The 22,894-nt window shown below is 70.5% G+C and carries 24 protein-coding genes; 15 read left to right on the plus strand and 9 right to left on the minus strand.

Translation table 11 applies throughout. The annotated features are described in order from the left end of the window. Nucleotides 1-15 precede the first annotated feature (15 nt). From opcA to tkt, 4 genes are read right to left on the minus strand one after another with little or no spacing between them, the layout of a single operon-like run. The gene (gene opcA / locus TNCT6_RS24065; protein WP_141362030.1) at nucleotides 16-1,020 is read right to left on the minus strand and encodes a glucose-6-phosphate dehydrogenase assembly protein OpcA; all 1,005 of its coding nucleotides are present in this window, start codon (nucleotides 1,018-1,020) and stop codon (nucleotides 16-18) included. Further along, nucleotides 1,017-2,555 carry a glucose-6-phosphate dehydrogenase gene (zwf, locus tag TNCT6_RS24070; RefSeq protein WP_141362032.1) on the minus strand — a complete coding sequence of 513 codons (1,539 nt, stop codon included), beginning with the start codon at nucleotides 2,553-2,555 and terminating at the stop codon, nucleotides 1,017-1,019. The genes opcA and zwf overlap by 4 nt, the downstream gene beginning before the upstream one ends. Before the next feature lie 5 nt (nucleotides 2,556-2,560). Beyond that, nucleotides 2,561-3,679 (minus strand): transaldolase, encoded by a 1,119-nt coding sequence (tal, locus tag TNCT6_RS24075; RefSeq protein ID WP_141362034.1) that lies wholly within the window; start codon nucleotides 3,677-3,679, stop codon nucleotides 2,561-2,563. A 34-nt stretch (nucleotides 3,680-3,713) separates the two neighbouring features. Further along, nucleotides 3,714-5,816 (minus strand): transketolase, encoded by a 2,103-nt coding sequence (gene tkt, locus TNCT6_RS24080; RefSeq protein ID WP_141362036.1) that lies wholly within the window; start codon nucleotides 5,814-5,816, stop codon nucleotides 3,714-3,716. A 373-nt stretch (nucleotides 5,817-6,189) separates the two neighbouring features. Between tkt and TNCT6_RS24085 the strand changes: the two genes are divergently transcribed. The 3 genes from TNCT6_RS24085 to TNCT6_RS24095 all read left to right on the plus strand — a co-directional run bounded on the left by TNCT6_RS24085 (nucleotide 6,190) and on the right by TNCT6_RS24095 (nucleotide 8,772). Further along, nucleotides 6,190-7,143, plus strand: a complete 954-nt coding sequence (locus TNCT6_RS24085) for a heme o synthase (RefSeq protein WP_172633002.1) — start codon at nucleotides 6,190-6,192, stop codon at nucleotides 7,141-7,143. Nucleotides 7,144-7,246: 103 nt separating this feature from the next. Further along, nucleotides 7,247-7,579, plus strand: a complete 333-nt coding sequence (locus TNCT6_RS24090) for a hypothetical protein (RefSeq protein WP_141362038.1) — start codon at nucleotides 7,247-7,249, stop codon at nucleotides 7,577-7,579. Between the two features lie 92 nt (nucleotides 7,580-7,671). Then, the gene (locus TNCT6_RS24095) at nucleotides 7,672-8,772 is read left to right on the plus strand and encodes an amidohydrolase family protein (RefSeq protein ID WP_141362040.1); all 1,101 of its coding nucleotides are present in this window, start codon (nucleotides 7,672-7,674) and stop codon (nucleotides 8,770-8,772) included. 103 nt (nucleotides 8,773-8,875) lie between these two features. Here the strand turns inward: TNCT6_RS24095 and TNCT6_RS24100 are convergent, their stop codons facing one another. From TNCT6_RS24100 to TNCT6_RS24115, 4 genes are read right to left on the minus strand one after another with little or no spacing between them, the layout of a single operon-like run. Beyond that, nucleotides 8,876-9,883, minus strand: coding sequence for a heme A synthase (locus TNCT6_RS24100; protein ID WP_141362041.1), 1,008 nt, complete (start codon nucleotides 9,881-9,883; stop codon nucleotides 8,876-8,878). A gap of 46 nt (nucleotides 9,884-9,929) precedes the next feature. Then, nucleotides 9,930-10,646 (minus strand): ABC transporter permease, encoded by a 717-nt coding sequence (locus TNCT6_RS24105; RefSeq protein WP_253266438.1) that lies wholly within the window; start codon nucleotides 10,644-10,646, stop codon nucleotides 9,930-9,932. 59 nt (nucleotides 10,647-10,705) lie between these two features. Beyond that, nucleotides 10,706-11,629 carry an ABC transporter ATP-binding protein gene (locus TNCT6_RS24110; RefSeq protein ID WP_141362045.1) on the minus strand — a complete coding sequence of 308 codons (924 nt, stop codon included), beginning with the start codon at nucleotides 11,627-11,629 and terminating at the stop codon, nucleotides 10,706-10,708. A 31-nt stretch (nucleotides 11,630-11,660) separates the two neighbouring features. Then, nucleotides 11,661-12,473 (minus strand): aminoglycoside N(3)-acetyltransferase, encoded by an 813-nt coding sequence (locus TNCT6_RS24115; RefSeq protein ID WP_141362047.1) that lies wholly within the window; start codon nucleotides 12,471-12,473, stop codon nucleotides 11,661-11,663. A 161-nt stretch (nucleotides 12,474-12,634) separates the two neighbouring features. Between TNCT6_RS24115 and TNCT6_RS24120 the strand changes: the two genes are divergently transcribed. The 12 genes from TNCT6_RS24120 to TNCT6_RS24180 all read left to right on the plus strand — a co-directional run bounded on the left by TNCT6_RS24120 (nucleotide 12,635) and on the right by TNCT6_RS24180 (nucleotide 21,985). Beyond that, on the plus strand, nucleotides 12,635-13,405 hold the full coding sequence (locus TNCT6_RS24120; RefSeq protein WP_141362049.1) for a metalloregulator ArsR/SmtB family transcription factor: 771 nt from the start codon (nucleotides 12,635-12,637) through the stop codon (nucleotides 13,403-13,405). Then, entirely contained in the window at nucleotides 13,402-14,823 is a 1,422-nt protein-coding gene (sufB, locus tag TNCT6_RS24125; protein ID WP_141362051.1) for a Fe-S cluster assembly protein SufB, read from the plus strand. Before TNCT6_RS24120 ends, sufB begins: the two co-directional genes overlap by 4 nt. A gap of 81 nt (nucleotides 14,824-14,904) precedes the next feature. Then, nucleotides 14,905-16,089 carry a Fe-S cluster assembly protein SufD gene (gene sufD / locus TNCT6_RS24130; RefSeq protein WP_141362054.1) on the plus strand — a complete coding sequence of 395 codons (1,185 nt, stop codon included), beginning with the start codon at nucleotides 14,905-14,907 and terminating at the stop codon, nucleotides 16,087-16,089. Next, nucleotides 16,086-16,409: a non-heme iron oxygenase ferredoxin subunit gene (locus TNCT6_RS24135; RefSeq protein ID WP_141362056.1), complete on the plus strand. Its 324-nt coding sequence runs from the start codon at nucleotides 16,086-16,088 to the stop codon at nucleotides 16,407-16,409. Before sufD ends, TNCT6_RS24135 begins: the two co-directional genes overlap by 4 nt. Before the next feature lie 7 nt (nucleotides 16,410-16,416). Further along, complete coding sequence (gene sufC, locus TNCT6_RS24140) at nucleotides 16,417-17,181, plus strand: Fe-S cluster assembly ATPase SufC (RefSeq protein ID WP_141362058.1); 765 nt, start codon at nucleotides 16,417-16,419, stop codon at nucleotides 17,179-17,181. After that, on the plus strand, nucleotides 17,178-18,434 hold the full coding sequence (locus TNCT6_RS24145; protein WP_141362060.1) for a cysteine desulfurase: 1,257 nt from the start codon (nucleotides 17,178-17,180) through the stop codon (nucleotides 18,432-18,434). The genes sufC and TNCT6_RS24145 overlap by 4 nt, the downstream gene beginning before the upstream one ends. A 16-nt stretch (nucleotides 18,435-18,450) precedes the next feature. Continuing rightward, nucleotides 18,451-18,918, plus strand: coding sequence for a Fe-S cluster assembly sulfur transfer protein SufU (gene sufU / locus TNCT6_RS24150; protein ID WP_141362062.1), 468 nt, complete (start codon nucleotides 18,451-18,453; stop codon nucleotides 18,916-18,918). After that, on the plus strand, nucleotides 18,915-19,247 hold the full coding sequence (locus tag TNCT6_RS24155) for a metal-sulfur cluster assembly factor (protein WP_100569477.1): 333 nt from the start codon (nucleotides 18,915-18,917) through the stop codon (nucleotides 19,245-19,247). The genes sufU and TNCT6_RS24155 overlap by 4 nt, the downstream gene beginning before the upstream one ends. 126 nt (nucleotides 19,248-19,373) lie before the next feature. After that, entirely contained in the window at nucleotides 19,374-19,694 is a 321-nt protein-coding gene (locus TNCT6_RS24160; protein ID WP_141362064.1) for a multidrug efflux SMR transporter, read from the plus strand. Then, nucleotides 19,694-20,245, plus strand: coding sequence for a TetR/AcrR family transcriptional regulator (locus TNCT6_RS24165; protein WP_141362066.1), 552 nt, complete (start codon nucleotides 19,694-19,696; stop codon nucleotides 20,243-20,245). The genes TNCT6_RS24160 and TNCT6_RS24165 overlap by 1 nt, the downstream gene beginning before the upstream one ends. A 109-nt stretch (nucleotides 20,246-20,354) precedes the next feature. Beyond that, nucleotides 20,355-21,344 (plus strand): 2,3,4,5-tetrahydropyridine-2,6-dicarboxylate N-succinyltransferase, encoded by a 990-nt coding sequence (gene dapD, locus TNCT6_RS24170; protein ID WP_141362068.1) that lies wholly within the window; start codon nucleotides 20,355-20,357, stop codon nucleotides 21,342-21,344. A 311-nt stretch (nucleotides 21,345-21,655) separates the two neighbouring features. Beyond that, on the plus strand, nucleotides 21,656-21,985 hold the full coding sequence (locus TNCT6_RS24180; RefSeq protein ID WP_141362070.1) for a hypothetical protein: 330 nt from the start codon (nucleotides 21,656-21,658) through the stop codon (nucleotides 21,983-21,985). Between the two features lie 133 nt (nucleotides 21,986-22,118). Here the strand turns inward: TNCT6_RS24180 and TNCT6_RS40010 are convergent, their stop codons facing one another. Beyond that, entirely contained in the window at nucleotides 22,119-22,292 is a 174-nt protein-coding gene (locus tag TNCT6_RS40010) for a hypothetical protein (protein ID WP_172632747.1), read from the minus strand. Nucleotides 22,293-22,894 lie beyond the last annotated feature (602 nt).

Genomic DNA, 22,894 nt, shown 5'->3' on the forward strand with positions numbered 1-22,894 from the left:
CCAGTTGCGGAGTGCTCACTCGGCGGCCTCCTCCTGGGGGACGGGCACCGCGACCGGCTCCTTCGCGGACGCCTTCGAACCGCCGGACGCGCCGGCGCCGTCCAGCCGGTCCACGCCGAACCGCAGCGCGGACGCGTACGTGTCGTCCGGATCCAGCCGCCGCAGTTCCTCCGCGATCAGCTCGGCGGTCTCCCGCCGCTTCAGTGCCACCGCCCGCTCCGGCTGCCCCTGGATGGACAGGGTCGCCAGCCTGCCGTCGGCCCGGTCCAGGGCGATCGGGCCGCAGCTGGTGTCCATGCGGACCGCGGTCAGACCGGGGCCCGCGGACTGCGAGCGCTTGACCGGGACGTCCAGCCGGTCCGCGAGCCACATCGCCAGCAGCTCGCAGCTCGGGTTGAACTCCTCGCCCTCCACCTCCACGGCCCTGACCTCGCAGGTGACCTGGTCGAGGGCGGCGGCCAGCATCGAGCGCCACGGAGTGATCCGGGTCCAGGACAGGTCCGTGTCGCCGGGCGTGTACGCCTCGGCCCGCGCGGAGAGCTCCCGCACCGGCTGCTCGGCGGCGTACGTGTCGGTGACCCGGCGCTGCGCCAGGGCGCCCAGCGGGTCCTTGGCCGGTTCGAGCGGGGCGTTCACCGGCCACCAGACGACGACCGGCGCGTCGGGGAGCAGCAGCGGCAGCACCACCGACTGGGCGTGGTCGGCGACCTCGCCGTGCAGACGCAGCACCACCGTCTCGCCGGTGCCGGCGTCCGCGCCCACCCGCACCTCGGCGTCCAGCCGCGAGGACGTGCGGTCGCGCAGGGTGCGGGCGTGCCGCTTGATGACCACCAGCAGGCGCGAGGGATGCTCCCGCGAGGCGTCTCCGGCGGCCTTCAGCGCGTCGTAGGCGTTCTCCTCGTCGGTGACGATGACCAGCGTGAGCACCATGCCCACGGCCGGGGTGCCGATCGCCCGCCGGGCCCGCACCAGCGCCTTGTTGATCTTGCCGGCCGTGGTGTCGGTCAGGTCTATCTTCATGGCCGGCGCCAGCTCCGTCCGTCTCGTGCGAGCATCTCGTCCGCCTCGGCGGGCCCCCACGTCCCGGAGGGGTACTGCGCGGGCCTGCCGTGCTTGTCCCAGTACGTCCCGATCGGGTCGAGGATCCGCCAGGACAGCTCGACCTCCTCGGTGCGCGGGAAGAGGTTGGAGTCGCCGAGCAGCACGTCCAGGATCAGGCGTTCGTACGCCTCCGGGCTGGACTCCGTGAAGGACTCGCCGTAGGCGAAGTCCATCGAGACGTCCCGGATCTCCATCGACGTGCCGGGCACCTTGGAGCCGAAGCGGACCGTGACACCCTCGTCCGGCTGGACGCGGATGACGATGGCGTTCTGCCCGAGTTCCTCGGTGGCCGAGGTGTCGAAGGGGGAGTGCGGCGCCCGCTGGAAGACGACCGCGATCTCGGTGACCCGGCGGCCCAGACGCTTGCCGGTGCGCAGATAGAAGGGGACGCCCGCCCAGCGGCGGTTGTCGATCTCCAGCTTGACGGCCGCGAACGTGTCGGTCTTCGACTTCTTGTCGATGCCCTCTTCCTCGAGGTAGCCGATGACCTTCTCGCCGCCCTGCCAGCCCGCCGCGTACTGCCCGCGCACGGTCGACCTGCCCAGGTCCCTGGGCAGCTTCACCGCGCCGAGCACCTTGGTCTTCTCCGCGGCCAGCGCGTCCGCGTCGAAGGAGGCGGGCTCCTCCATCGCGGTCAGGGCCAGGAGTTGCAGCAGGTGGTTCTGGATGACGTCGCGGGCGGCGCCGATGCCGTCGTAGTAGCCGGCCCGGCCGCCGATGCCGATGTCCTCGGCCATGGTGATCTGCACATGGTCCACGAAGGACCGGTTCCAGATCGGCTCGAACATCGTGTTGGCGAAGCGCAGGGCCAGGATGTTCTGGACGGTCTCCTTGCCCAGGTAGTGGTCGATGCGGAAGACCTGGTCCGGGGCGAAGACCTCGTGCACGATCGCGTTGAGCTCCTCGGCCGACCTCAGGTCGTGGCCGAAGGGCTTCTCGATGACCGCGCGCCGCCACGAGCCGTGGCTCTGGTCGGCCAGCTGGTGCTTCTTCAGCTGCTGGATGACCACCGGGAAGGACTTCGGCGGCACCGACAGGTAGAAGGCGAAGTTGCCGCCCGTGCCCTGTGCCTTGTCCAGTTCCTCGATCGTGCCGCGCAGCCGCTCGAACGCGTCGTCGTCGTCGAAGGTGCCCTGCACGAAGCGCATCCCCTGGATGAGCTGCTGCCAGACCTCCTCCCGGAACGGCGTGCGCGCGTGCTCCTTGACGGCGTCGTGCACGACCTGGGCGAAGTCCTCGTGCTCCCAGTCGCGGCGGGCGAAGCCGACGAGCGAGAAGCCCGGCGGCAGCAGACCCCGGTTGGCGAGGTCGTACACCGCGGGCATGAGCTTCTTGCGCGACAGGTCACCCGTGACACCGAAGATGACCAGGCCCGACGGCCCCGCGATACGCGGGAGCCGTCGGTCGGCGGGGTCACGGAGCGGGTTCGCTCCGGTGACGGAAAGGGGCGCCAAGGTTCTCAGCCCTCCGCGGGAGCGAGGCGCTCCAACTCCGCCTCGGTGGACTTGAGCAGGTCGTTCCAGGACGACTCGAACTTCTCGACGCCCTCGTCCTCCAGGACCTGGACCACGTCGTCGTACGAGATCCCGATCCGCTCCAGCGCGTCGATGTCCGCGCGGGCCTGCTCGTAGGTGCCGGTGACCGCGTCGCCGCGGATCGCGCCGTGCTCCTCGGTGGCCTCCAGTGTGGCCTCGGGCATGGTGTTCACCGTGTTCGGCGCCACCAGCTCCTCGACGTACATGGTGTCCTTGTACGCCTTGTCCTTCACTCCGGTGGACGCCCACAGCGGACGCTGCTTGTTGGCGCCCTGCCGCTCCAGCGCGCTCCACCGGTCGGAGGCGAAGACCTCCTCGTACGCCTCGTAGGCCAGACGCGCGTTGGCCACGCCCGCCTTGCCGCGCAGCGCCTTGGCCTCGGCGGTGCCGAGCTCGTCGATCCGCCGGTCGATCTCGGTGTCCACGCGGGACACGAAGAAGGACGCCACCGAGTGGATCTTCGACAGGTCCAGACCGCGCCCCTGGGCCTTCTCCAGGCCGCTCAGGTACGCGTCCATCACCGCGCGGTAGCGTTCCAGCGAGAAGATCAGGGTGACGTTGACGCTGATGCCGTTGCCGATGGTCTCGGTGATCGCCGGCAGGCCCGCCCTGGTGGCCGGGATCTTGATGAGCGTGTTGGGCCGGTCGACCAGCCAGGCCAGCTGGCGGGCCTCGGCGACCGTCGCCCTGGTGTTGTGCGCCAGGCGGGGGTCCACCTCGATGGACACCCGGCCGTCCTTGCCGCCGGTGGCGTCGAAGACGGGGCGCATGATGTCGGCGGCGTCCCGGACGTCCGCCGTGGTGATCATGCGGATGGCCTCTTCCACCGTGACCCGGCGGGCGGCCAGGTCGGCGACCTGCTGTTCGTAGCCGTCCCCCTGCGAGATCGCCTTCTGGAAGATCGTCGGGTTGGTGGTGACGCCCACGACGTGCTGCTGGTCGATCAGCTCGGCGAGGTTGCCGGACGTGATCCGCTTGCGCGACAGGTCGTCCAGCCAGATCGCGACGCCTTCGTCGGAAAGGCGCTTCAGTGCGTCTGTCATGGAAATTACATCTCCTACGGGTCGTATATGAGCGTCAGCGCTGGGCGGCGGCGATGGATTCCCGGGCCTTGTCGGCCACGTTCTCCGCGGTGAAGCCGAACTCGCGGAAGAGCACCTTGGCGTCGGCCGAAGCACCGAAGTGCTCGAGGGAAACGATGCGGCCGGCGTCTCCCACGTACTTGTGCCAGGTCAGTCCGATACCTGCCTCGACCGCGACGCGTGCGCGCACGGCCGGCGGCAGCACGCTGTCCCGGTACCCCTGGTCCTGCTCCTCGAACCACTCCACGGACGGCATGGACACCACCCGGGTGGGGGTGCCCTCGGCCTGGAGCCGCTCGCGGGCCTCCACGGCCACGTGCACCTCGGAACCGGTGGCGATCAGGACGACCTGTGCCGCGGTCTTCTGCCCCTCGGGCCCCTCGGCCTCGAACATCACGTAACCGCCGCGCGCGGCGTCGTCGTTGGGCTCGTACGTCGGCACGCCCTGGCGGGTCAGCGCCAGACCGTGCGGGGTGCCCTTGCCGAACTCCTTCGTCCAGCGGCGCAGGATCTCGCGCCAGGCGATCGCGGTCTCGTTGGCGTCGGCCGGGCGGACGATGTTCAGGCCCGGGATGGCGCGCAGTGAGGCCAGGTGCTCGACCGGCTGGTGGGTGGGGCCGTCCTCGCCCAGGCCGACGGAGTCGTGCGTCCAGACGTACGTCACCGGCAGGTGCATCAGGGACGACAGGCGCACCGCGTTGCGCATGTAGTCGGAGAAGACCAGGAAGGTGCCGCCGTAGACGCGGGTGTTGCCGTGCAGCGTGATGCCGTTCATCGCCGCGGCCATCGCGTGCTCGCGGATGCCGAAGTGGATGGTGCGCCCGTACGGGTTCGCCTCCGGCAGCGGGTTGCCCTCGGGCAGGAACGACGAGGTCTTGTCGATGGTGGTGTTGTTCGAGCCGGCCAGGTCCGCCGAGCCGCCCCACAGCTCCGGGATCACGTCGCCGAGCGCCTGGAGCACCTTGCCGGACGCGGCACGCGTGGCCAGGCCCTTGCCCGCCTCGAACACCGGGATCTTCTCGTCCCAGCCGGCGGGCAGTTCGCCCGCGGCGATCCGGTCGAACTCGGCGGCCCGCTCGGAGTTGGCCTCGCGCCAGACCTGGAGCGACTTCTCCCACTCGGCCTTGGCCCGGCGGCCCCGCTCGACGGCGGCGCGGGTGTGGTTCAGCACCTCGTCGGAGACCTCGAAGTGCTGCTCGGGGTCGAAGCCGAGGACGCGCTTGGTGGCCGCGACCTCCTCCTCGCCCAGGGCCGAGCCGTGCGCGGCCTCGGTGTTCTGCGCGTGCGGGGCCGGCCAGGCGATGATCGAGCGCATCGCGATGAAGGACGGCCGGTCGGTGACGGCCTTGGCCGCCTCGACGGCCGCGTGGATCGCCTGCGGGTCGAGGTCGCCGTCCTCCTTGGCCTCCACGCGCTGCACGTGCCAGCCGTAGGCCTCGTACCGCTTGACGGTGTCCTCGGAGACGGCCGTCTCGGTGTCGCCCTCGATCGAGATGTGGTTGTCGTCCCACAGCAGGATCAGGTTGCCGAGCTTCTGGTGGCCGGCCAGCGAGGACGCCTCTGCGGAGATGCCCTCCTGGAGGCAGCCGTCACCGGCGATGCAGAAGACGAAGTGGTCGAACGGGGACGCGCCGGTGGGGGCCTCCGGGTCGAACAGGCCGCGCTCGTAGCGGGTGGCCATCGCCATGCCCACCGCGTTGGCGACACCCTGGCCGAGCGGGCCGGTCGTGGTCTCCACGCCCGCCGTGTGCCCGTACTCCGGGTGGCCGGGCGTCTTCGAGCCCCAGGTGCGGAAGGACTTCAGATCGTCCAGCTCCAGCCCGAAACCGGCCAGGTACAGCTGGGTGTAGAGGGTCAGGGAGGAATGGCCGGCGGACAGCACGAAGCGGTCGCGCCCCACCCACTGCGGATCGGCCGGGTCGTGCCGCATCACCTTCTGGAAGAGGGTGTAGGCGGCGGGAGCCAGACTCATCGCCGTACCGGGATGGCCGTTGCCGACCTTCTGTACGGCGTCGGCGGCCAGGACGCGCGCGGTGTCCACGGCACGCTGGTCCAACTCGGTCCACTCGAGGTCTGTGGTGGTCGGCTTGGTGCTCACCCTGGGTCAGGGCTCCTCTCCACATGTCGGATGCCGGCGTACGGGGGACCGCGCACCGGTTGCCGGCGTTCTCGGCGTCGGCCGGACGTTGTCGAGCCTATCCCGTCAGAACGTGCGTTTTTCCGCGTCGTTCCAGAGTGGCGGGACTCTCCGGGATCCGCCTCCCCGCTGGTCGGAATCGCATTCGGCACATGAATACGGGGCTGCTCATCCGATCGCTCAATCGAGCCGGATCGTGCCCGTCCGGAGGGCCCCGCCAACACGACCCGACCCCCGCGAATGTCCGGGTCTGGGCAACGTCTACAGTGGCGTGGTACGCGCGAGTCCTTACCGTCGGTTCACACGGGCGGCTCGCTGGGAGTCTCTGTCAGGGGTGTGCGTGACGGCCGTCGAATCCCGTCCAGCGGGGGTACTCGGTGCGAGCCAGAGCCCGAGTCACCGGCCGTTCGGGGCCCGTGTCAAGGCGTTTGTGGCGCTGACCAAGCCGCGGATCATCGAACTGCTGCTGATCACCACCGTTCCGGTGATGTTCCTGGCGCAGCGGGGCGTGCCCGACCTGGGGCTGGTCCTGCTCACCTGTGTCGGCGGCTACCTGTCCGCGGGCGGCGCCAACGCGCTGAACATGTACATCGACCGCGACATCGACGCGCTCATGGACCGCACCTCCCAGCGCCCGCTGGTCACCGGCATGGTCAGCCCGCGCGAGTGCCTGGCCTTCGGCATCGCGCTGGCGGTCGTCTCCACGTTGCTGTTCGGCCTCACCGTCAACTGGCTGTCCGCGTGGCTGTCGCTCGGAGCGCTCCTCTTCTACGTCGTCGTCTACACGATGATCCTCAAGCGCCGTACGTCGCAGAACATCGTGTGGGGCGGCATCGCCGGCTGTATGCCGGTGCTGATCGGCTGGTCCTCGGTCACCAACTCGATGTCCTGGGCGCCCGTCATCCTCTTCCTCGTCATGTTCTTCTGGACGCCGCCGCACTACTGGCCGCTGTCCATGAAGGTGAAGGACGACTACGCGCGCGTGGGCGTCCCGATGCTGCCGGTCGTCGCCTCCAACAAGGTGGTCGCCCGCCAGATCGTGCTCTACAGCTGGGTGATGGTGGGGGTCTCGCTGCTGCTGACCCCGCTCGGCTACACCGGCTGGTTCTACACGGTGGTGGCGCTGGCGGCGGGCGGCTGGTGGCTGTGGGAGGCGCACGCGCTGCAGAACCGGGCCAAGGCCGAGGCGACCGGCGCGAAGCTGAAGGAGATGCGCCTGTTCCACTGGTCCATCACCTATGTGTCGCTGCTGTTCGTGGCGGTGGCGGTGGATCCGTTCCTGCGCTGACCCCCCGTACGGGTCGTAGCGGTTTTCCCCGGGCGGGGTGCGTGGTCAAGGCCACGCACCCCGCCCGTCGCCGTTCGGGTCTACTCGTGGGTAGCATCTGGCCATGGCAGACACGCAGCAGGTTGACCCCAAGGCCGAGCGCAGGGCCGCCCGCCTCGCCCGGCGGATCGGCTCCTTCTCCAAGGCCCACGGAGGCGCCGAGGGACAGGTCGCGTACCTCGGGGAGCGCGGCGCCAGGATCGTCCTGGTGGGCGAGGACGGCACCTGGGGCGACCTCGTGGCCCCGACGTACGCCATCGCCGAGCAGGCGGTGGAGAAGGCCGGGATCACCGTCCACGAGGCGTTCGACGGCGAGTTCGCGGCCAAGGTGCGGACGGGTCCGTACGAGTGGAGCCGCATGGCGGGCCTCCAGCTGGGCGGCCCGTCCAACGGCTGACCGCATCCGACGAGCCGGGTCAGCAACACCTGACGGCGGGTTCACCCGTTAGGGCCTGACGGAGGCAGCGGGCCCAGCGTCGGGAGAACCGGATGATCGAAACGCCGTCCCTCGTGGATCAGCACTGCCACGGGGTCCTGAGAACGGAGCTGGGTCTCGGCACCTTCGAGGCCCGGCTGGCCCGTACCGAGGGCCCGCCCGCGCCGGGCACCACGCTCTTCGACACCCAGACCGGTTTCGCCCTGCGCCGCTGGTGCCCTCCGCTGCTCGGACTGGAGCCGCACTGCCCGCCCGCGCGCTATCTCGCCCGGCGCCGGGAACTCGGGGTGCTGGAGGCCGGCCGCCGTCTGCTGCGCGGCAGTGGCATCACCACCTACCTCGTCGACACGGGGCTGCGGGGCGACCTGACCGGGCCCGGCGAGATGGCGGCCGCGGGCGACGCGGCCGCACACGAGATCGTGCGCCTGGAACCGCTGGCCGAGCAGGTCGCCGACACCTCCGGCACCGTCGATTCGTTCCTCACCAACCTCGCCGAGGCGGTGCACGGTGCCGCCGCGCACGCCGTCGCCTTCACCTCCGTGGCCGGCGTACGGCCCGGGCCGGCGCTCGCGGCGGAGCCGCCCGGCCCGGGGGAGGTGCGGGGCGCCGCGGGCCGCTGGCTGGCCGGGCGGCGGGTCGGCGGGGAACTGAGCGACCCGGTGCTGCTGCGGCACCTGCTGTGGATCGCGGTGGCCTCCGGGAGGCCGCTCCAACTGCACGCGGGGCTCGGCGGGCCGGGCTCAGCCGGTACGGATCCGCTGCCGCTGACGGACTTCGTCCGGGCGACGGCGGGCCTGGGCACCGATCTCGTCCTGCTGTGCGGCCATCCGTACCACCACCACGCCGCCCGCCTCGCCGGCCTCTTCCCGCACGTCTACGCCGACTCGGGCGCCGCGCTGGTCCGCACCGGCGCCCGCGCCGCGACGGTCCTCGCGGAGATCCTGGAGCTGGCGCCGTTCGGCAAGGTCCTCTTCTCCAGCGGGGCACAGGGGCTGCCCGAGCTGCATGTGCTGGGCGCACACCGGTTCAGGGAGTCCCTGGAGCGGGTGCTCGGGGGGTGGGTCACTGAGGGCGCCTGGTGCCCCGCCGACGCTCAGCGCGTGGCGACGATGGTCGCGGCGGAGAACGCCATGCGGGTGTACGGGCTGGGGTGAACCTCGGCTGACCCCCGGTTGATCCCCGGCACGGCCCGGCTTCAGGCCTGGCCGGCCTCCGGCGGTCCGGCTCCGTGCCCGGCTGACCCCCGGCGGTCCGTTCTCAGGCCTTCGCCAGCGTCGCCTCGGTGGCGGGACCCGGCAGGTCGGCCACCGCCTCCGGCCGCTCGCGCAGCGACAGCAGCACGCGCAGCACCCAGATCCACATGATGCAGGAGCCCAGCATGTGCAGTCCGACCAGGACCTCGGGCAGGTGCGTGAAGGACTGGACATAGCCGATGGCGCCCTGGCCCAGCAGGATCAGGAACAGTTCGCGGGTCCGCGCCAGCGGGCCCCGCGGCGCGTCGACGGCCTTGAGGATGAACCACAGGGCGAACGTCAGCGTGACCACGATCCACGCCAGCACGGCGTGCAGCTTGGCGACCGTCTGCCAGTCGACCGGGATACGGGAGACCTCCTGGGAGTCGCCCGCGTGCGGCCCGGCGCCCGTGACCACCGTGCCCACCGCGATCAGCAGCACGCTCGCGAGGACCAGGAATCCCACCAGCTGACGGATCGGCTTGCCGACCAGCGGGCGCGGCTCGGCGTCACCTTCGCGGGTGCGCTGCCACATCACCGTGGCGACCGCGATCAGCGCCGAGGAGAGCAGGAAGTGCGCCGCGACGGTGTACGGGTTCAGGCCGACGAGCACGACGATGCCGCCGAGCACCGCGTTGCCCATGACCACCCAGAACTGTGCCCAGCCCAGCCGGGTGAGGCCGCGCCGCCACGGCTTCTGGGCGCGCGCGGCGACGATCGCCCAGCCCACGGCGGCGCACAGCACGTACGTCAGCATCCGGTTGCCGAACTCGATCACGCCGTGCACACCCATCTCGCGGGTGGTGGTCAGCGAGTCGTCCGTGCAGGTGGGCCAGGTCGGGCAGCCGAGGCCCGAGCCGGTCAGGCGGACGGCGCCGCCGGTGACGACGATGACCACCGCCATCACCAGCGCGGAGAGGGCCGCCCGCTGGACGGTCCTCGGATGCGGGGTCCAGCGTTCGGCGATGAAGGCGAGCGGGTTGCGCACGGCGGACACGGTGTCGGCGCGGGTCAGGTTTGGCACGCGATCCATCGTAGGCGTCCGCTTGTGCACCGTTTCACGAGGGTCCCGTTGCGCCCTACTCCCAGCGGAAGAACTTCCCGGCGGCCGCGAGCCCCGCCACCGCCCAGACGGCGAGGACCGCCAGGTTGCCCCAGGGCATCCCGGCGCCGTGCTGGAGCACGTCCCGCAGCCCGCCGGAGAGCGCCGAGATGGGCAGCAGGCCGAGCACGTCCTGGGCGACGGGCGGGAACTTGTCCAGCGGGACGATCACCCCGCCGCCGACCAGCAGCAGCAGGAAGACCAGGTTGGCGGCGGCCAGCGTGGCCTCCGCCTTCAGGGTTCCCGCCATCAGCAGGCCCAGCCCGGAGAAGGCGGCCGTGCCGAGGACCATCAGCAGGAGCACGGCGAACGGGCTGCCGTGCGGCGACCAGCCGAGCGCGAACGCGATCACGGTCAGCAGCACGACCTGGAGCACCTCGGTGACCAGCACCGACACCGTCTTGGCGGTCATCAGCCCCCAGCGCGGCAGCGGCGAGGCGGCCAGCCGCTTCAGCACGCCGTAGCGCCGCTCGAAGCCGGTCGCGATGGCCTGCCCGGTGAACGCGGTCGACATCACAGCGAGCGCGAGGACGCCGGGGGTGAGGAAGTCCACGGCCCTGCCCGCGCCGGTGTCGACGATGTCCACCGAGCTGAACAGCACCAGCAGCAGCGTGGGGATGACGACGGTGAGCAGCAGCTGCTCGCCGTTGCGCAGCAGCATCTTCGTCTCCAGCGCCGCCTGCGCCGCGATCATGCGGGTCAGCGGGGCCGCGCCGGGCTTCGGGGCGTACGTATCGGTGGCGGTGGCGGTGGTCACGAGCGCAGCTCCTTGCCGGTCAGCTCCAAAAAGACATCCTCCAGGGTGTGCCGCTCGACGGAGATGCGGTCCGGCATCACGCCGTGCTGCGCGCACCAGGACGTCACCGTCGCGAGCAGCTGCGGGTCGACCTTGCCGATGACGCGGTAGGAACCCGGGGTCAGCTCGGCGGCCGAGGAGTCGGTGGGCAGTGCCTTGAGGAGGGAGGCGACGTCGAGTCCCGGGCGGCCGGTGAAGCGCAGGGTGTTCTCGGCACCGCCGCGGCACAGCTCCTCCGGGGAGCCCTGGGCGATGACCCGGCCGGCGTCGATGATCGCGACGTCGTCGGCGAGCTGCTCGGCCTCGTCCATGTGGTGCGTGGTGAGGATCACCGAGACGCCGTCGGCGCGCAGGTCGCGCACCAGGTCCCAGGTGGCTCGGCGGGCCTGCGGGTCGAGTCCGGCGGTCGGCTCGTCGAGGAAGACCAGCTCGGGCCGGCCGACGACGGCCATGGCGAGCGCGAGCCGCTGCTGCTGGCCGCCGGACAGCCGGCGGTACGAGGTCCGCCCGCAGCCGCCGAGCCCCAGCCGTTCCATGAGGGCGTCGACGTCCAGCGGGTGGGCGTGCAGCCTGGCGACGTGCCGCAGCATCTCGTCGGCCCGGGCGCCAGAGTACACGCCACCCGACTGGAGCATCACGCCGATACGGGGTCTGAGCCGCGCGGACTGTCCCACGGGGTCGAGGCCCAGGACGCGCACCGTGCCGGAATCCGGCCGCCGGTACCCCTCGCAGGTCTCGACCGTCGTCGTCTTGCCCGCGCCGTTGGGGCCGAGCACGGCGGTCACGCCCGCCCGGGCCACCAGGTCGAGGCCGTCCACCGCGGTCTTCGTGCCGTACCGCTTCACCAAGGCCTGGACCTGGACCACGGGCTCACTTCGCATGGGGCCAAAGTCTAGGGACGCGCCGAACGGCTCAGGCGGCCGGGTGAGGGAAGTCATCCTCCCGGGGCCGGTGCACCGCGAGCCACCGCTCCGCGTACGCCACCGCGTCCGCCACGGGGAACAGCCGCGACCGGGCGGCGCCCACCGTCCCGAGGGCCACCGGCCGGTCGCGCTCGAAGTCGTGCCCGAGTTCGTCGAACCGCTCGGAGGTGATGGACACGTCGGTGACGACCTCCCAGCCGTGCGGCCCGGGCCGGCCCTCCCGGGTGAGCGGTCCGGGGATCCGGTACTCGGCCAGGTGGAAGCAGGTGCAGGAACCGTATCCGGCGCCCAGCAGCAGCACCCGGGCCCCGAGCGCCTCCAGGCGGGCGAGCGGGCTGCGCTCGCCCAACCGGCAGTCGGTGGCGTGCCCGTCGACGATCCCGGTGGCGCGGGGGCCGATCGCCGCGAACGAGGTCTGCGGGTGCGCGCTGCGCAGAGCGCCCGGCCAGGTGCGCACGGTCTCCGGGATCACTCCGACCCCGAAGGAGGGGCTGACGCGGGGGTCGTAGGCGGGCATCGTGGCCCGGATGGTGTCCCACCACTCCTCGGGCACCGGGGGTCTGCTCCAGCGCGCCGGGTCGGAGAGGTCGCCGCAGTGGGTGGGGACCACGAGCGTGCCGTCGGGACCGAGCGCGTCGAGCAGTCCCTGGACGACCGCGACCTGGCCGCCGCAGACCCAGCCGAGCGAACTGAGGGAGGAGTGGACGAGGAGGGTCTCGCCGGGGCGTACGCCGAGGTCGCGCAGTCCTTCGGCGATCGTGTCCCGGGTGACGAGCGGGCCGGTCGGCGGCGGTGTGGGCATGGTCGGGGAGTCTGACGCATCGCCCCGGAGGGTGCCACTCGTTTGATCGATCGGAGATCGTTTCCGCAGGTCGGATTAGGTTTGCCTAAGTGACGCAGGGCACCGCCCGTCCGGATCAAGGCCGCTTGTCAGTCCGCGAGGAATTACGCAACAATGGCGTTGTGAAAAACGTCGGCGAGGCTCGGGAGACCCTCACGGGGGTCCCGCAGGAGGAGTTCGCGGCCGGGGTGCGCTCGGATCGGTCCACGCGCAACCGGGTCGCGCGGTCCATCCTGGACCACGGCCCGTCGACCGTCGCCGAGCTGGCCGGCCGGCTGGGGCTCACCCAGGCCGCCGTACGGCGCCACCTGGACGCCCTGGTCGCCGACGACGTGGTGGAGGCGCGGGAGCAGCGGGTGTACGGCGCGCGGACGCGCGGCCGGCCCGCCAAGGTCTTCGCGCTCACCGACTGCGGGCGGGACGCCTTCGACCAGTCGTACGACAAGCTCGCCGCGGACGCGCTCCGCTGGATCGCCGAGCGGGAGGGCGGGCCGGAGGCGGTCGCCGCCTTCGCCCGGGCCCGGATCGCCGCGCAGGCGGGCGCGTACCGCAAGGCGATCGAGGCCGTCACCCCCGACCAGCGCACCGAAGCGCTGGCCAAGGCCCTGAGCGTGGACGGGTACGCTGCTACGGCGCGCAACGCGCCCCTCCCGCAGCGGGGTGAGCAGCTCTGCCAGCACCATTGCCCGGTCGCCCACGTCGCGGAGCAGTTCCCGCAGCTGTGCGAGGCGGAGACGGAGATCTTCGCCGAGCTGCTGGGTACGCACGTCCAGCGACTGGCGACCATCGCGCACGGCGACGGCGTCTGCACGACGTTCATCCCCAAGATTTCCCAGACCGATCACCAAAGCCACAACGCATCCGCAAGCACGGCCGGGAGGAACCCCGCATGACTCTCCCCACGGAGACTGCCCACCCCGAACTCGAGGGCCTGGGCAAGTACGAATACGGCTGGGCCGACTCCGACACGGCCGGCGCCTCTGCCAGGCGCGGTCTGGACGAGGAGGTCGTCCGCGACATCTCGGCGAAGAAGTCCGAGCCGGAGTGGATGACCAAGCTGCGCTTGAAGGGTCTGCGGCTCTTCGAGAAGAAGCCCATGCCGAACTGGGGCTCGGACCTGTCGGGGATCGACTTCGACAACATCAAGTACTTCGTGCGCTCCACGGAGAAGCAGGCTGAGTCCTGGGAAGACCTGCCCGAGGACATCAAGAACACGTACGACAAGCTCGGCATCCCCGAGGCGGAGAAGCAGCGCCTCGTCGCCGGCGTCGCGGCCCAGTACGAGTCGGAGGTCGTCTACCACCAGATCCGCGAGGACCTGGAGGAGCAGGGCGTCATCTTCCTCGACACGGACACCGCGCTGAAGGAGCACCCGGAGCTCTTCAAGGAGTACTTCGGGACCGTCATCCCCGTCGGCGACAACAAGTTCGCCTCGCTGAACACCGCCGTGTGGTCCGGCGGCTCCTTCATCTACGTCCCGCCGGGCGTCCACGTGGAGATCCCGCTCCAGGCCTACTTCCGCATCAACACGGAGAACATGGGCCAGTTCGAGCGGACCCTGATCATCGTCGACGAGGGTGCCTACGTGCACTACGTCGAGGGCTGCACCGCCCCGATCTACAAGAGCGACTCCCTGCACAGCGCGGTCGTCGAGATCATCGTCAAGAAGAACGCCCGCTGCCGTTACACGACCATCCAGAACTGGTCGAACAACGTCTACAACCTGGTCACCAAGCGCGCCGTGGCCTACGAGGGCGCGACCATGGAGTGGATCGACGGCAACATCGGCTCCAAGGTGACGATGAAGTACCCGGCCGTCTACCTGATGGGCGAGCACGCCAAGGGCGAGACCCTGTCGATCGCCTTCGCGGGCGAGGGCCAGCACCAGGACGCCGGTTCCAAGATGGTCCACATGGCGCCGAACACCTCGTCCAACATCGTCTCCAAGTCGGTGGCCCGCGGCGGCGGCCGTACCTCGTACCGCGGCCTGGTCGAGATCGGCGAGGGCGCCGCGGGCTCCAAGTCCAACGTGCTCTGCGACGCGCTGCTCGTGGACACCATCTCCCGCTCGGACACGTACCCCTACGTGGACGTCCGCGAGGACGACGTGTCCATGGGCCACGAGGCGACCGTCTCCAAGGTCTCCGAGGACCAGCTCTTCTACCTGATGAGCCGTGGCCTCTCCGAGTTCGAGGCGATGGCGATGATCGTGCGCGGCTTCGTCGAGCCGATCGCCAAGGAGCTGCCCATGGAGTACGCGCTGGAGCTCAACCGGCTGATCGAGCTGCAGATGGAGGGCGCGGTCGGTTAAGCACCGACCCGGGCCGGCGAAACCGCCGGCCCGCAGTCCGCCGTCAAGCCCATACGCAAGAAAGCGAGCAATACGACAGCCATGGCTGAGGCCCAGAACATCCCCGTCGGTTCGACGACCGCCGGCCAGATCGCGGTCGCCGCCGAGTCGACCGTCGCCACGCGCATGAGCGCGCCGCCCTCCTTCGACGTGGCGGACTTCCCGGTCCCGCACGGCCGCGAGGAGGAGTGGCGCTTCACTCCGCTGGAGCGGCTGCGCGGTCTGCACGACGGCACCGCGACCGCCACCGGCGAGGGCGTCAAGGTGGACATCCAGGCCCCCGAGGGCGTCACCGTCGAGACCGTCGGCCGCGACGACGCCCGGCTCGGCAAGGCCGGCACCCCGGTGGACCGCGTCGCCGCCCAGGCCTACTCCGCCTTCGAGAAGGCCTCGGTCGTGACCGTCCCCAAGGAGGCCGTCCTGACCGAGCCGATCCGCATCGCGGTGCACGGCGAGGGCGGGGTCGCCTACGGCCACCAGGTCATCGAGCTCGGGGCCTTCGCCGAGGCCGTCGTCGTCATCGACCACACCGGTGACGCGGTACTCGCCGGCAACGTCGACTACCTGCTCGGCGACGGCGCCAAGCTGACCGTCGTCTCGATCCAGGACTGGGACGACAAGGCCGTGCACGTCGCCCAGCACAACACGCTGATCGGCCGGGACGCCTCCTTCAAGTCGGTCGTGGTCACCTTCGGCGGCGACGTGGTCCGCCTGAACCCGCGCGTGACCTACGCCGGCCCCGGCGGCGAGGCCGAGCTGTACGGCCTGTACTTCACCGACGCCGGCCAGCACCAGGAGCACCGCCTGCTGGTCACCCACAACACCCCGCACTGCAAGTCGAACGTCGCCTACAAGGGCGCGCTCCAGGGCGACGACGCGCACGCGGTGTGGATCGGCGACGTGCTGATCGAGGCCAAGGCCGAGGGCACGGACACCTACGAGATGAACCGCAACCTGGTGCTGACCGACGGCGCCCGTGTCGACTCCGTGCCGAACCTGGAGATCGAGACCGGCGAGATCGTCGGCGCCGGCCACGCCTCCGCGACCGGCCGCTTCGACGACGAGCAGCTCTTCTACCTGATGGCCCGCGGCATCCCGGAGCAGGAGGCCCGCCGTCTGGTGGTCCGCGGCTTCTTCGCCGAGCTGGTCCAGCAGATCGGTGTCACGGACATCGAGGAGCGCCTCATCGCCAAGATCGAGGAGGAACTCGAGGCGGCGGTCGCATGAGCGGCGCATTCGTACGCGTCTGTGGGCTGAGCGAGCTGGAGGAGGACACCCCGAAGCGGGTGGAACTCGACGGCACGCCGGTCTCGGTCGTGAAGACCGAGGGGGAGGTGTTCGCCATCTACGACATCTGCTCGCACGCGAACGTCTCGCTCTCCGAGGGCGAGGTGGAGGACTGCCAGATCGAGTGCTGGCTGCACGGCTCCAGCTTCGACCTCCGCACCGGCAAGCCGTCCGGCCTTCCCGCGACGCGCCCTGTCCCCGTATACCCCGTAAAGATCGAAGGGGACGACGTGCTCGTCTCCCTCACCCAGGAGTCCTGAGGCACCCATGGCAACGCTTGAAATCCGAGACCTGCACGTCACCGTCGAGGCCGACAACGCCACGAAGGAGATCCTCAAGGGCGTCGACCTCACCGTGAAGCAGGGCGAGACGCACGCCATCATGGGCCCCAATGGCTCGGGCAAGTCGACCCTCGCCTACGCCCTCGCGGGCCACCCCAAATACACCGTGTCCGGCGGCTCCGTCACCCTCGACGGCGAGGACGTCCTGGAGATGTCCGTCGACGAGCGCGCCCGCGCGGGCCTGTTCCTGGCGATGCAGTACCCGGTCGAGGTCCCCGGCGTCTCGGTCTCCAACTTCCTCCGCTCCTCCGCCACCGCCATCCGCGGCGAGGCGCCGAAGCTGCGCACCTGGGTGAAGGAGGTCAAGGAGGCCATGGAGCGGCTCTCCATGGACCCGGCCTTCGCCGAGCGCAACGTGAACGAGGGCTTCTCCGGCGGTGAGAAGAAGCGGCACGAGATCCTCCAGCTGGAGCTGCTCAAGCCGAAGATCGCGATCCTCGACGAGACCGACTCCGGCCTCGACGTCGACGCCCTGCGCATCGTGTCGGAGGGCGTGAACAGGGTCCGCGAGAGCGGCCAGGTCGGCACCCTGCTGATCACCCACTACACGCGCATCCTGCGCTACATCAAGCCCGACCACGTCCACGTGTTCGCCGGCGGCCGGATCGTCGAGTCCGGCGGCGCCGCGCTCGCGGACAAGCTGGAGAACGAGGGCTACGAGGCATACGTGAAGGGTGGCGCATCCGCGTGACACAGCTGCCGGGCCTCCTCGACACAGAGGCGATCCGCAAGGACTTCCCCGTGCTGGACCGGCTGGTCCACGACGGCAAGAAGCTCGTGTACCTGGACAACGCGGCGACCTCGCAGAAACCGCGCCAGGTGCTGGACGCCCTGAGCGAGTACTACGAGCGCTACAACGCCAACGTCCACCGCGGTGTGCATGTGCTCGCCGAGGAGGCCACGGCGCTGTACGAGGGCGCGCGCGACAAGGTCGCCGCGTTCGTCAACGCGCCGAGCCGCGACGAGGTGATCTTCACGAAGAACGCCTCGGAGTCGCTCAACCTCGTGGCGAACATGCTCGGCTGGGCCGAGGAGCCCTACCGGGTGGACCACGAGACCGAGATCGTCATCACGGAGATGGAGCACCACTCCAACATCGTTCCCTGGCAGCTGCTGGCGCAGCGCACGGGCGCGAAGCTGAAGTGGTTCGGCCTCACCGACGACGGCCGTCTCGACCTGTCCAACATCGACGAGGTCATCACCGAGAAGACGAAGATCGTCTCCTTCGTACTGGTGTCCAACATCCTCGGCACCGTGAACCCGGTCGAGGCGATAGTGCGCCGCGCGCAGGAGGTCGGCGCGCTGGTGTGCATCGACGCCTCGCAGGCCGCGCCGCACATGCCGCTGGACGTACAGGCCCTCCAGGCCGACTTCGTGGCCTTCACCGGCCACAAGATGTGCGGCCCGACCGGCATCGGCGTGCTCTGGGGCCGCCAGGAGCTGCTGGAGGACCTGCCCCCGTTCCTCGGCGGCGGCGAGATGATCGAGACGGTGTCGATGCACTCGTCGACGTACGCCCCCGCCCCGCACAAGTTCGAGGCGGGCACGCCGCCGATCGCGCAGGCGGTCGGTCTGGGCGCGGCGATCGACTACCTGAACTCGATCGGGATGGACAAGATCCTCGCCCACGAGCACGCGCTCACCGAGTACGCGGTGCGCCGGCTGGCGGAGGTTCCCGATCTGAGGATCATCGGCCCGACCACGGCCGAGGACCGGGGCGCGGCGATCTCCTTCACGCTCGGTGACATCCACCCGCACGACGTGGGCCAGGTCCTCGACGAGCAGGGCATCGCGGTGCGCGTGGGCCACCACTGCGCGCGGCCGGTGTGCCTGCGGTACGGAATTCCTGCGACCACGCGAGCGTCGTTCTATCTGTACTCCACGCCGGCCGAGATCGACGCTCTGGTCGACGGCCTGGAGCACGTACGGAACTTCTTCGGCTGACGGGACGAGCGATCGCATGAAGCTGGACTCGATGTACCAGGAAGTCATCCTGGACCACTACAAGAACCCGCACGGGCGTGGTCTGAGGGATGGCGACGCCGAGGTGCACCATGTGAACCCGACGTGCGGCGACGAGATCACCCTCCGAGTGAAGTACGACGGCACGACGATCAAGGACGTCTCGTACGAGGGCCAGGGCTGCTCGATCAGCCAGGCCTCGGCCTCCGTACTGAACGAACTGCTCGTCGGCAGGGAGCTGGCCGAGGCGCAGAAGATCCAGGAGACCTTCCTGGAGCTGATGCAGTCCAAGGGCCGGCTGGAGCCCGACGACGCGATGGAGGACGTCCTGGAGGACGCGGTGGCGTTCGCCGGGGTGTCCAAGTACCCGGCCCGGGTCAAGTGCGCCCTGTTGAGCTGGATGGCCTGGAAGGACGCGACGGCCCAGGCGCTGGGCGGCGCCGACGCCGAAAGGAAGAGCGCATGAGCGAGACCGTGGAGATGAAGCCGGCCTCGGAGGAGGAGCTCCGAGAGGCCCTGATGGACGTCGTCGACCCCGAGCTGGGCATCGACGTCGTCAACCTCGGCCTGATCTACGGCATCCACGTCGACGAGTCGAACATCGCGACCATCGACATGACCCTGACGTCCGCGGCCTGCCCGCTCACCGACGTCATCGAGGACCAGGCCAAGTCCGCCACGGACGGCCTCGTCAACGAGCTGCGCATCAACTGGGTCTGGATGCCGCCGTGGGGCCCCGACAAGATCACGGACGACGGCCGCGAGCAGCTGCGGGCGCTCGGCTTCAACGTCTGAGATCCACGAGCTAACGGCGAACGGCGAGGTCCACCGGGACCTCGCCGTTCGCCGTCAGCCCCCATGACCACACCGCGCCACCCTGGATATGTACGGCCGTACACATCGGCGGATACGCTCGCCCGCATGGGATACGTGATGCTCCTCGGTGCCATCGCCGCGGAAGTCGCGGCCACGACGGCCATGAAGTACAGCGACGGCTTCAGCAGGTTCGGACCCTCGCTGGTGACCGTCGTCGGGTACGTGCTCTCCTTCGTGCTGCTCGCCCAGACGCTGCGGACCGTGGCCATCGGCACGGCCTACGCGATCTGGTCCGGCATCGGCACCGCGGCCGTCGCCGCGCTCGGCCTGGTGCTGTTCGGGGAGGGGATGAGCCTCGCCAAGGTCGCCGGGATCGTCCTGATCATCGGTGGAGTGGTCGTCCTCAGCCTGGGCGGGGCCCACTGATGGCCCGGCGGCACGACCCCGAGCGGCGGCAGCGCATCATCGACGCGGCGCTCCGTGTGGTGGGCGCCAGGGGACTCGCCGGGCTGAGCCACCGCACGGTGGCCGCGGAGGCGGACGTACCGCTGGGCTCCACGACGTACCACTTCCGGACGCTGGACGAGCTGATGGTCGCGGCCCTCGGGCAGGCAAGCGACGGCTTCGCCAAGGTGATCGCCGCGCGCGGCGGTCTGGACGACCCGCGCACCGACCTCGCGGAGGCGCTCGCGGGCTGGATGGGGGAGTGGCTGTCCGGCGATCGAACCGGGGTCGAGCTGGAGTACGAGCTGTATCTCGCCGCCCTGCGCCGTCCCGCGCTCCGTCCCGTCGCCGCCGAGTGGGCCGAGGACGTCGCGACCCTGCTCTCCCGCCGCACCGACCCGACCACCGCCCGCGCCCTGGTGGCCCTGATGGACGGCATCTGCCTCCAGGTGCTGCTGACCGGAACCCCGTACGACGAGAACTACGCCCGCGAGATGCTGAGGCGGATGATCCCGCCGTCCGCGGACACCTGAGCGGGAGGCGGCGCACCCATCGCCCCACCCGGCGCGCCCCTGACCGGCACATGAGACGCCCATGGCACCGGTTCGCCGGTGGGCGCCGCCTCACGTTAGGTTTCCTTCTATGACCGACACGACTGCTCCCCGCACCACCGGTGCCGTGGCCGCCGGACTTGCCACGATCGCCGCCGACGGCGCCGTTCTCGACACCTGGTTCCCCGCCCCCGAGCTGACGGACCAGCCCGGCCCGGCCGGCAGCGAGCGGCTGTCCGCCGAGCGGGCCGCGGAGCTGCTCGGCGACGGCGCCACCGCGGCGATCGGGCCGGACGCGCGCCGGGGCGTCGAGGTGGTCGCGGTCCGTACGGTCATCGCCTCGCTCGACGAGAAGCCGATCGACGCGCACGACGTCTACCTGCGTCTGCACCTGCTCTCGCACCGGCTGGTCAAGCCGCACGGCCAGAGCCTGGACGGGATCTTCGGCCACCTCGCGAACGTCGCCTGGACCTCGCTCGGCCCGGTCGCCGTGGACGACATCGAGAAGGTGCGGCTCAACGCCCGCGCGGAGGGCCTGCACCTCCAGGTGACCTCGATCGACAAGTTCCCGCGCATGACCGACTACGTCGCCCCGAAGGGCGTTCGCATCGCCGACGCCGACCGGGTACGGCTCGGCGCGCACCTCGCCGAGGGCACCACAGTGATGCACGAGGGCTTCGTGAACTTCAACGCGGGCACCCTCGGCACCTCCATGGTCGAGGGCCGCATCTCCGCGGGCGTCGTGGTCGGCGACGGCTCCGACATCGGCGGCGGCGCCTCCACCATGGGCACGCTCTCCGGCGGCGGCAACGTGATCATCGCCATCGGCGAGCGCTGCCTGGTCGGCGCCGAGGCGGGCGTGGGCATCGCGCTCGGCGACGAGTGCGTGGTCGAGGCCGGTCTGTACGTCACCGCCGGCACCCGGGTGACGATGCCCGACGGCCAGATCGTCAAGGCGCGCGAGCTGTCCGGCGCCTCCAACATCCTCTTCCGCCGCAACTCGGTCACCGGCGCCGTCGAGGCCCGCCCGAACAACGCGGTCTGGGGCGGCCTGAACGAGATCCTGCACAGCCACAACTGATCAACGGCGGCCGTGACCTGCGGCCGCCTCATCGATCAACGTCCTGACCTGCTGCTGAGCTGTCGGCAGCGGTCGGTGTTGGTCATCGTTGAGCGCCCTTCCACGGCCCGAGGACGGCCCGGGAGGGCGCTCGTGCGTCGGGTGACATCCGCAGGCCCGTACCGGTGGCCGACCGGGCTTCTGGCCCTTCGGCGACAGCGGCTCGAGCACCGCCCACTGCGCGTTCGTCGGATCTCCACGTGCCACCCGGTGATCATCACAGACCGTGATCTACTTCTGGGCATGGTGCCGATCAACGAGAAGCCGAAGTCATGACCGATCACACCCGTCACTGCTGCGAGGCGATGGCCGACCGCGTTGGCGTGCGCTGCGACGAGCACGACGACCCCTTCGCCTGCCCGGACGCGCTGGTCGACTTCAGCGCCGCGTTCCAGGAGTACGGGCTGATCATTCATGACGGCGGCAGGTCGAGCATCACGATCGAGTTCTGTCCCTGGTGCGGACGACGTCTTTCCGAGTCGCAGCGGGACCGGTGGTTCGACGAGCTGGAGCGCCGCGGGATCGATCCATGGGAGGACGAGCTCCCCGCCGAGTTCCAGGACGGCCGCTGGCTCGCCTCCCCACGCCACGACCAACGGTGACGGAGGCGGTACGGCGGCCCACCCATGTCGGCCGGCTCAGCCCGGCGACTTCGCCCGGTGCTCACACGGAGCGGGCCGGCTCCCTTGGGCTCCGGTCCGCTCCGCTCTTTCGAGTCACTGGTGGCTGTAGAAATCAGTGACCGTGATCACCGTGGTCCCGGTCGCCGTGGTCGCGGTCGTGGTCGCGGTCGCCGTGGTGGCGGTCCCCGTGGTCGCGGTCGCCGTGGTCCCGGTCCCCGTGGCCCCCGTGGCCGTGGTCCCCGTGGTCACGACCCAGGGCGGGGAAGAGAGCGTTGAAGATTGCCATGGCATTCCTCCGGCATATGCCTGAGACATTTTCGAAGGTGATACGTCCCGGCATGGGAATGAGATGGCGTGGTGAGTCAAAAGACAGCAAACAAGTATCTCCCGCCAGGCGCGGGGCGCTTCCGGCGGGAGTCCGGAGGCCCTACGGCCCCGGCGACACGACCCAGGGTTCATGGCGGCATGGGTGCACACGGCGTTCAGGGCTGTCAGGAGGCCGGTGTCCTCAGAGGCTGGGAGCGCCATCCATCCTCCCGGCGCGGTGACACGGTCGCGCCGTGCGCACAGGGTCGCCGGACGCACCTGCGCCCTGTAGTCGTGTGCCCGCCAGCGTTCCAGGGCTGCGCCCCGGGCGATCGGTCCGGCCGGAGGGTCGCCCTCGAAGCCGGCGGTCGAACCGTCTGGCCGTGGGCCGAGGACGCGTGAGGTCGTCCAGGCGGCCTCGCTCTGCTCGGTCAGGACGGCGATGCCTCGGGGCGGCGCGCCGGGGCTGAGCATGTGGTCGGCGTCCAGTACCTCGACCAGGTCGCCACGGGCCCGGGCGAGCGAGCGCCACCGCGCGAGCCGTTCCGGAACCCGGACAGTACCGAGGACAGCCCCGAGAGG

Origin of the sequence: Streptomyces sp. 6-11-2, from assembly GCF_006540305.1 — a bacterium.
Taxonomy (GTDB): Bacteria; Actinomycetota; Actinomycetes; order Streptomycetales; family Streptomycetaceae; genus Streptomyces.

Bases quoted from the DNA above. Each gene is read 5' to 3' on its own strand.
- opcA (WP_141362030.1), bottom strand. From the start codon at position 1,020: ATGAAGATAGACCTGACCGACACCACGGCCGGCAAGATCAACAAGGCG.
- tal (WP_141362034.1), bottom strand. From the start codon at position 3,679: ATGACAGACGCACTGAAGCGCCTTTCCGACGAAGGCGTCGCGATCTGG.
- TNCT6_RS24090 (WP_141362038.1), top strand. From the start codon at position 7,247: ATGGCAGACACGCAGCAGGTTGACCCCAAGGCCGAGCGCAGGGCCGCC.
- TNCT6_RS24095 (WP_141362040.1), top strand. From the start codon at position 7,672: ATGATCGAAACGCCGTCCCTCGTGGATCAGCACTGCCACGGGGTCCTG.
- TNCT6_RS24100 (WP_141362041.1), bottom strand. From the start codon at position 9,883: ATGGATCGCGTGCCAAACCTGACCCGCGCCGACACCGTGTCCGCCGTG.
- TNCT6_RS24105 (WP_253266438.1), bottom strand. From the start codon at position 10,646: ATGATCGCGGCGCAGGCGGCGCTGGAGACGAAGATGCTGCTGCGCAAC.
- TNCT6_RS24110 (WP_141362045.1), bottom strand. From the start codon at position 11,629: ATGCGAAGTGAGCCCGTGGTCCAGGTCCAGGCCTTGGTGAAGCGGTAC.
- TNCT6_RS24115 (WP_141362047.1), bottom strand. From the start codon at position 12,473: ATGCCCACACCGCCGCCGACCGGCCCGCTCGTCACCCGGGACACGATC.
- sufB (WP_141362051.1), top strand. From the start codon at position 13,402: ATGACTCTCCCCACGGAGACTGCCCACCCCGAACTCGAGGGCCTGGGC.
- sufD (WP_141362054.1), top strand. From the start codon at position 14,905: ATGGCTGAGGCCCAGAACATCCCCGTCGGTTCGACGACCGCCGGCCAG.
- TNCT6_RS24135 (WP_141362056.1), top strand. From the start codon at position 16,086: ATGAGCGGCGCATTCGTACGCGTCTGTGGGCTGAGCGAGCTGGAGGAG.
- sufC (WP_141362058.1), top strand. From the start codon at position 16,417: ATGGCAACGCTTGAAATCCGAGACCTGCACGTCACCGTCGAGGCCGAC.
- sufU (WP_141362062.1), top strand. From the start codon at position 18,451: ATGAAGCTGGACTCGATGTACCAGGAAGTCATCCTGGACCACTACAAG.
- TNCT6_RS24155 (WP_100569477.1), top strand. From the start codon at position 18,915: ATGAGCGAGACCGTGGAGATGAAGCCGGCCTCGGAGGAGGAGCTCCGA.
- TNCT6_RS24160 (WP_141362064.1), top strand. From the start codon at position 19,374: ATGGGATACGTGATGCTCCTCGGTGCCATCGCCGCGGAAGTCGCGGCC.
- TNCT6_RS24165 (WP_141362066.1), top strand. From the start codon at position 19,694: ATGGCCCGGCGGCACGACCCCGAGCGGCGGCAGCGCATCATCGACGCG.
- dapD (WP_141362068.1), top strand. From the start codon at position 20,355: ATGACCGACACGACTGCTCCCCGCACCACCGGTGCCGTGGCCGCCGGA.
- TNCT6_RS24180 (WP_141362070.1), top strand. From the start codon at position 21,656: ATGACCGATCACACCCGTCACTGCTGCGAGGCGATGGCCGACCGCGTT.
- TNCT6_RS40010 (WP_172632747.1), bottom strand. From the start codon at position 22,292: ATGGCAATCTTCAACGCTCTCTTCCCCGCCCTGGGTCGTGACCACGGG.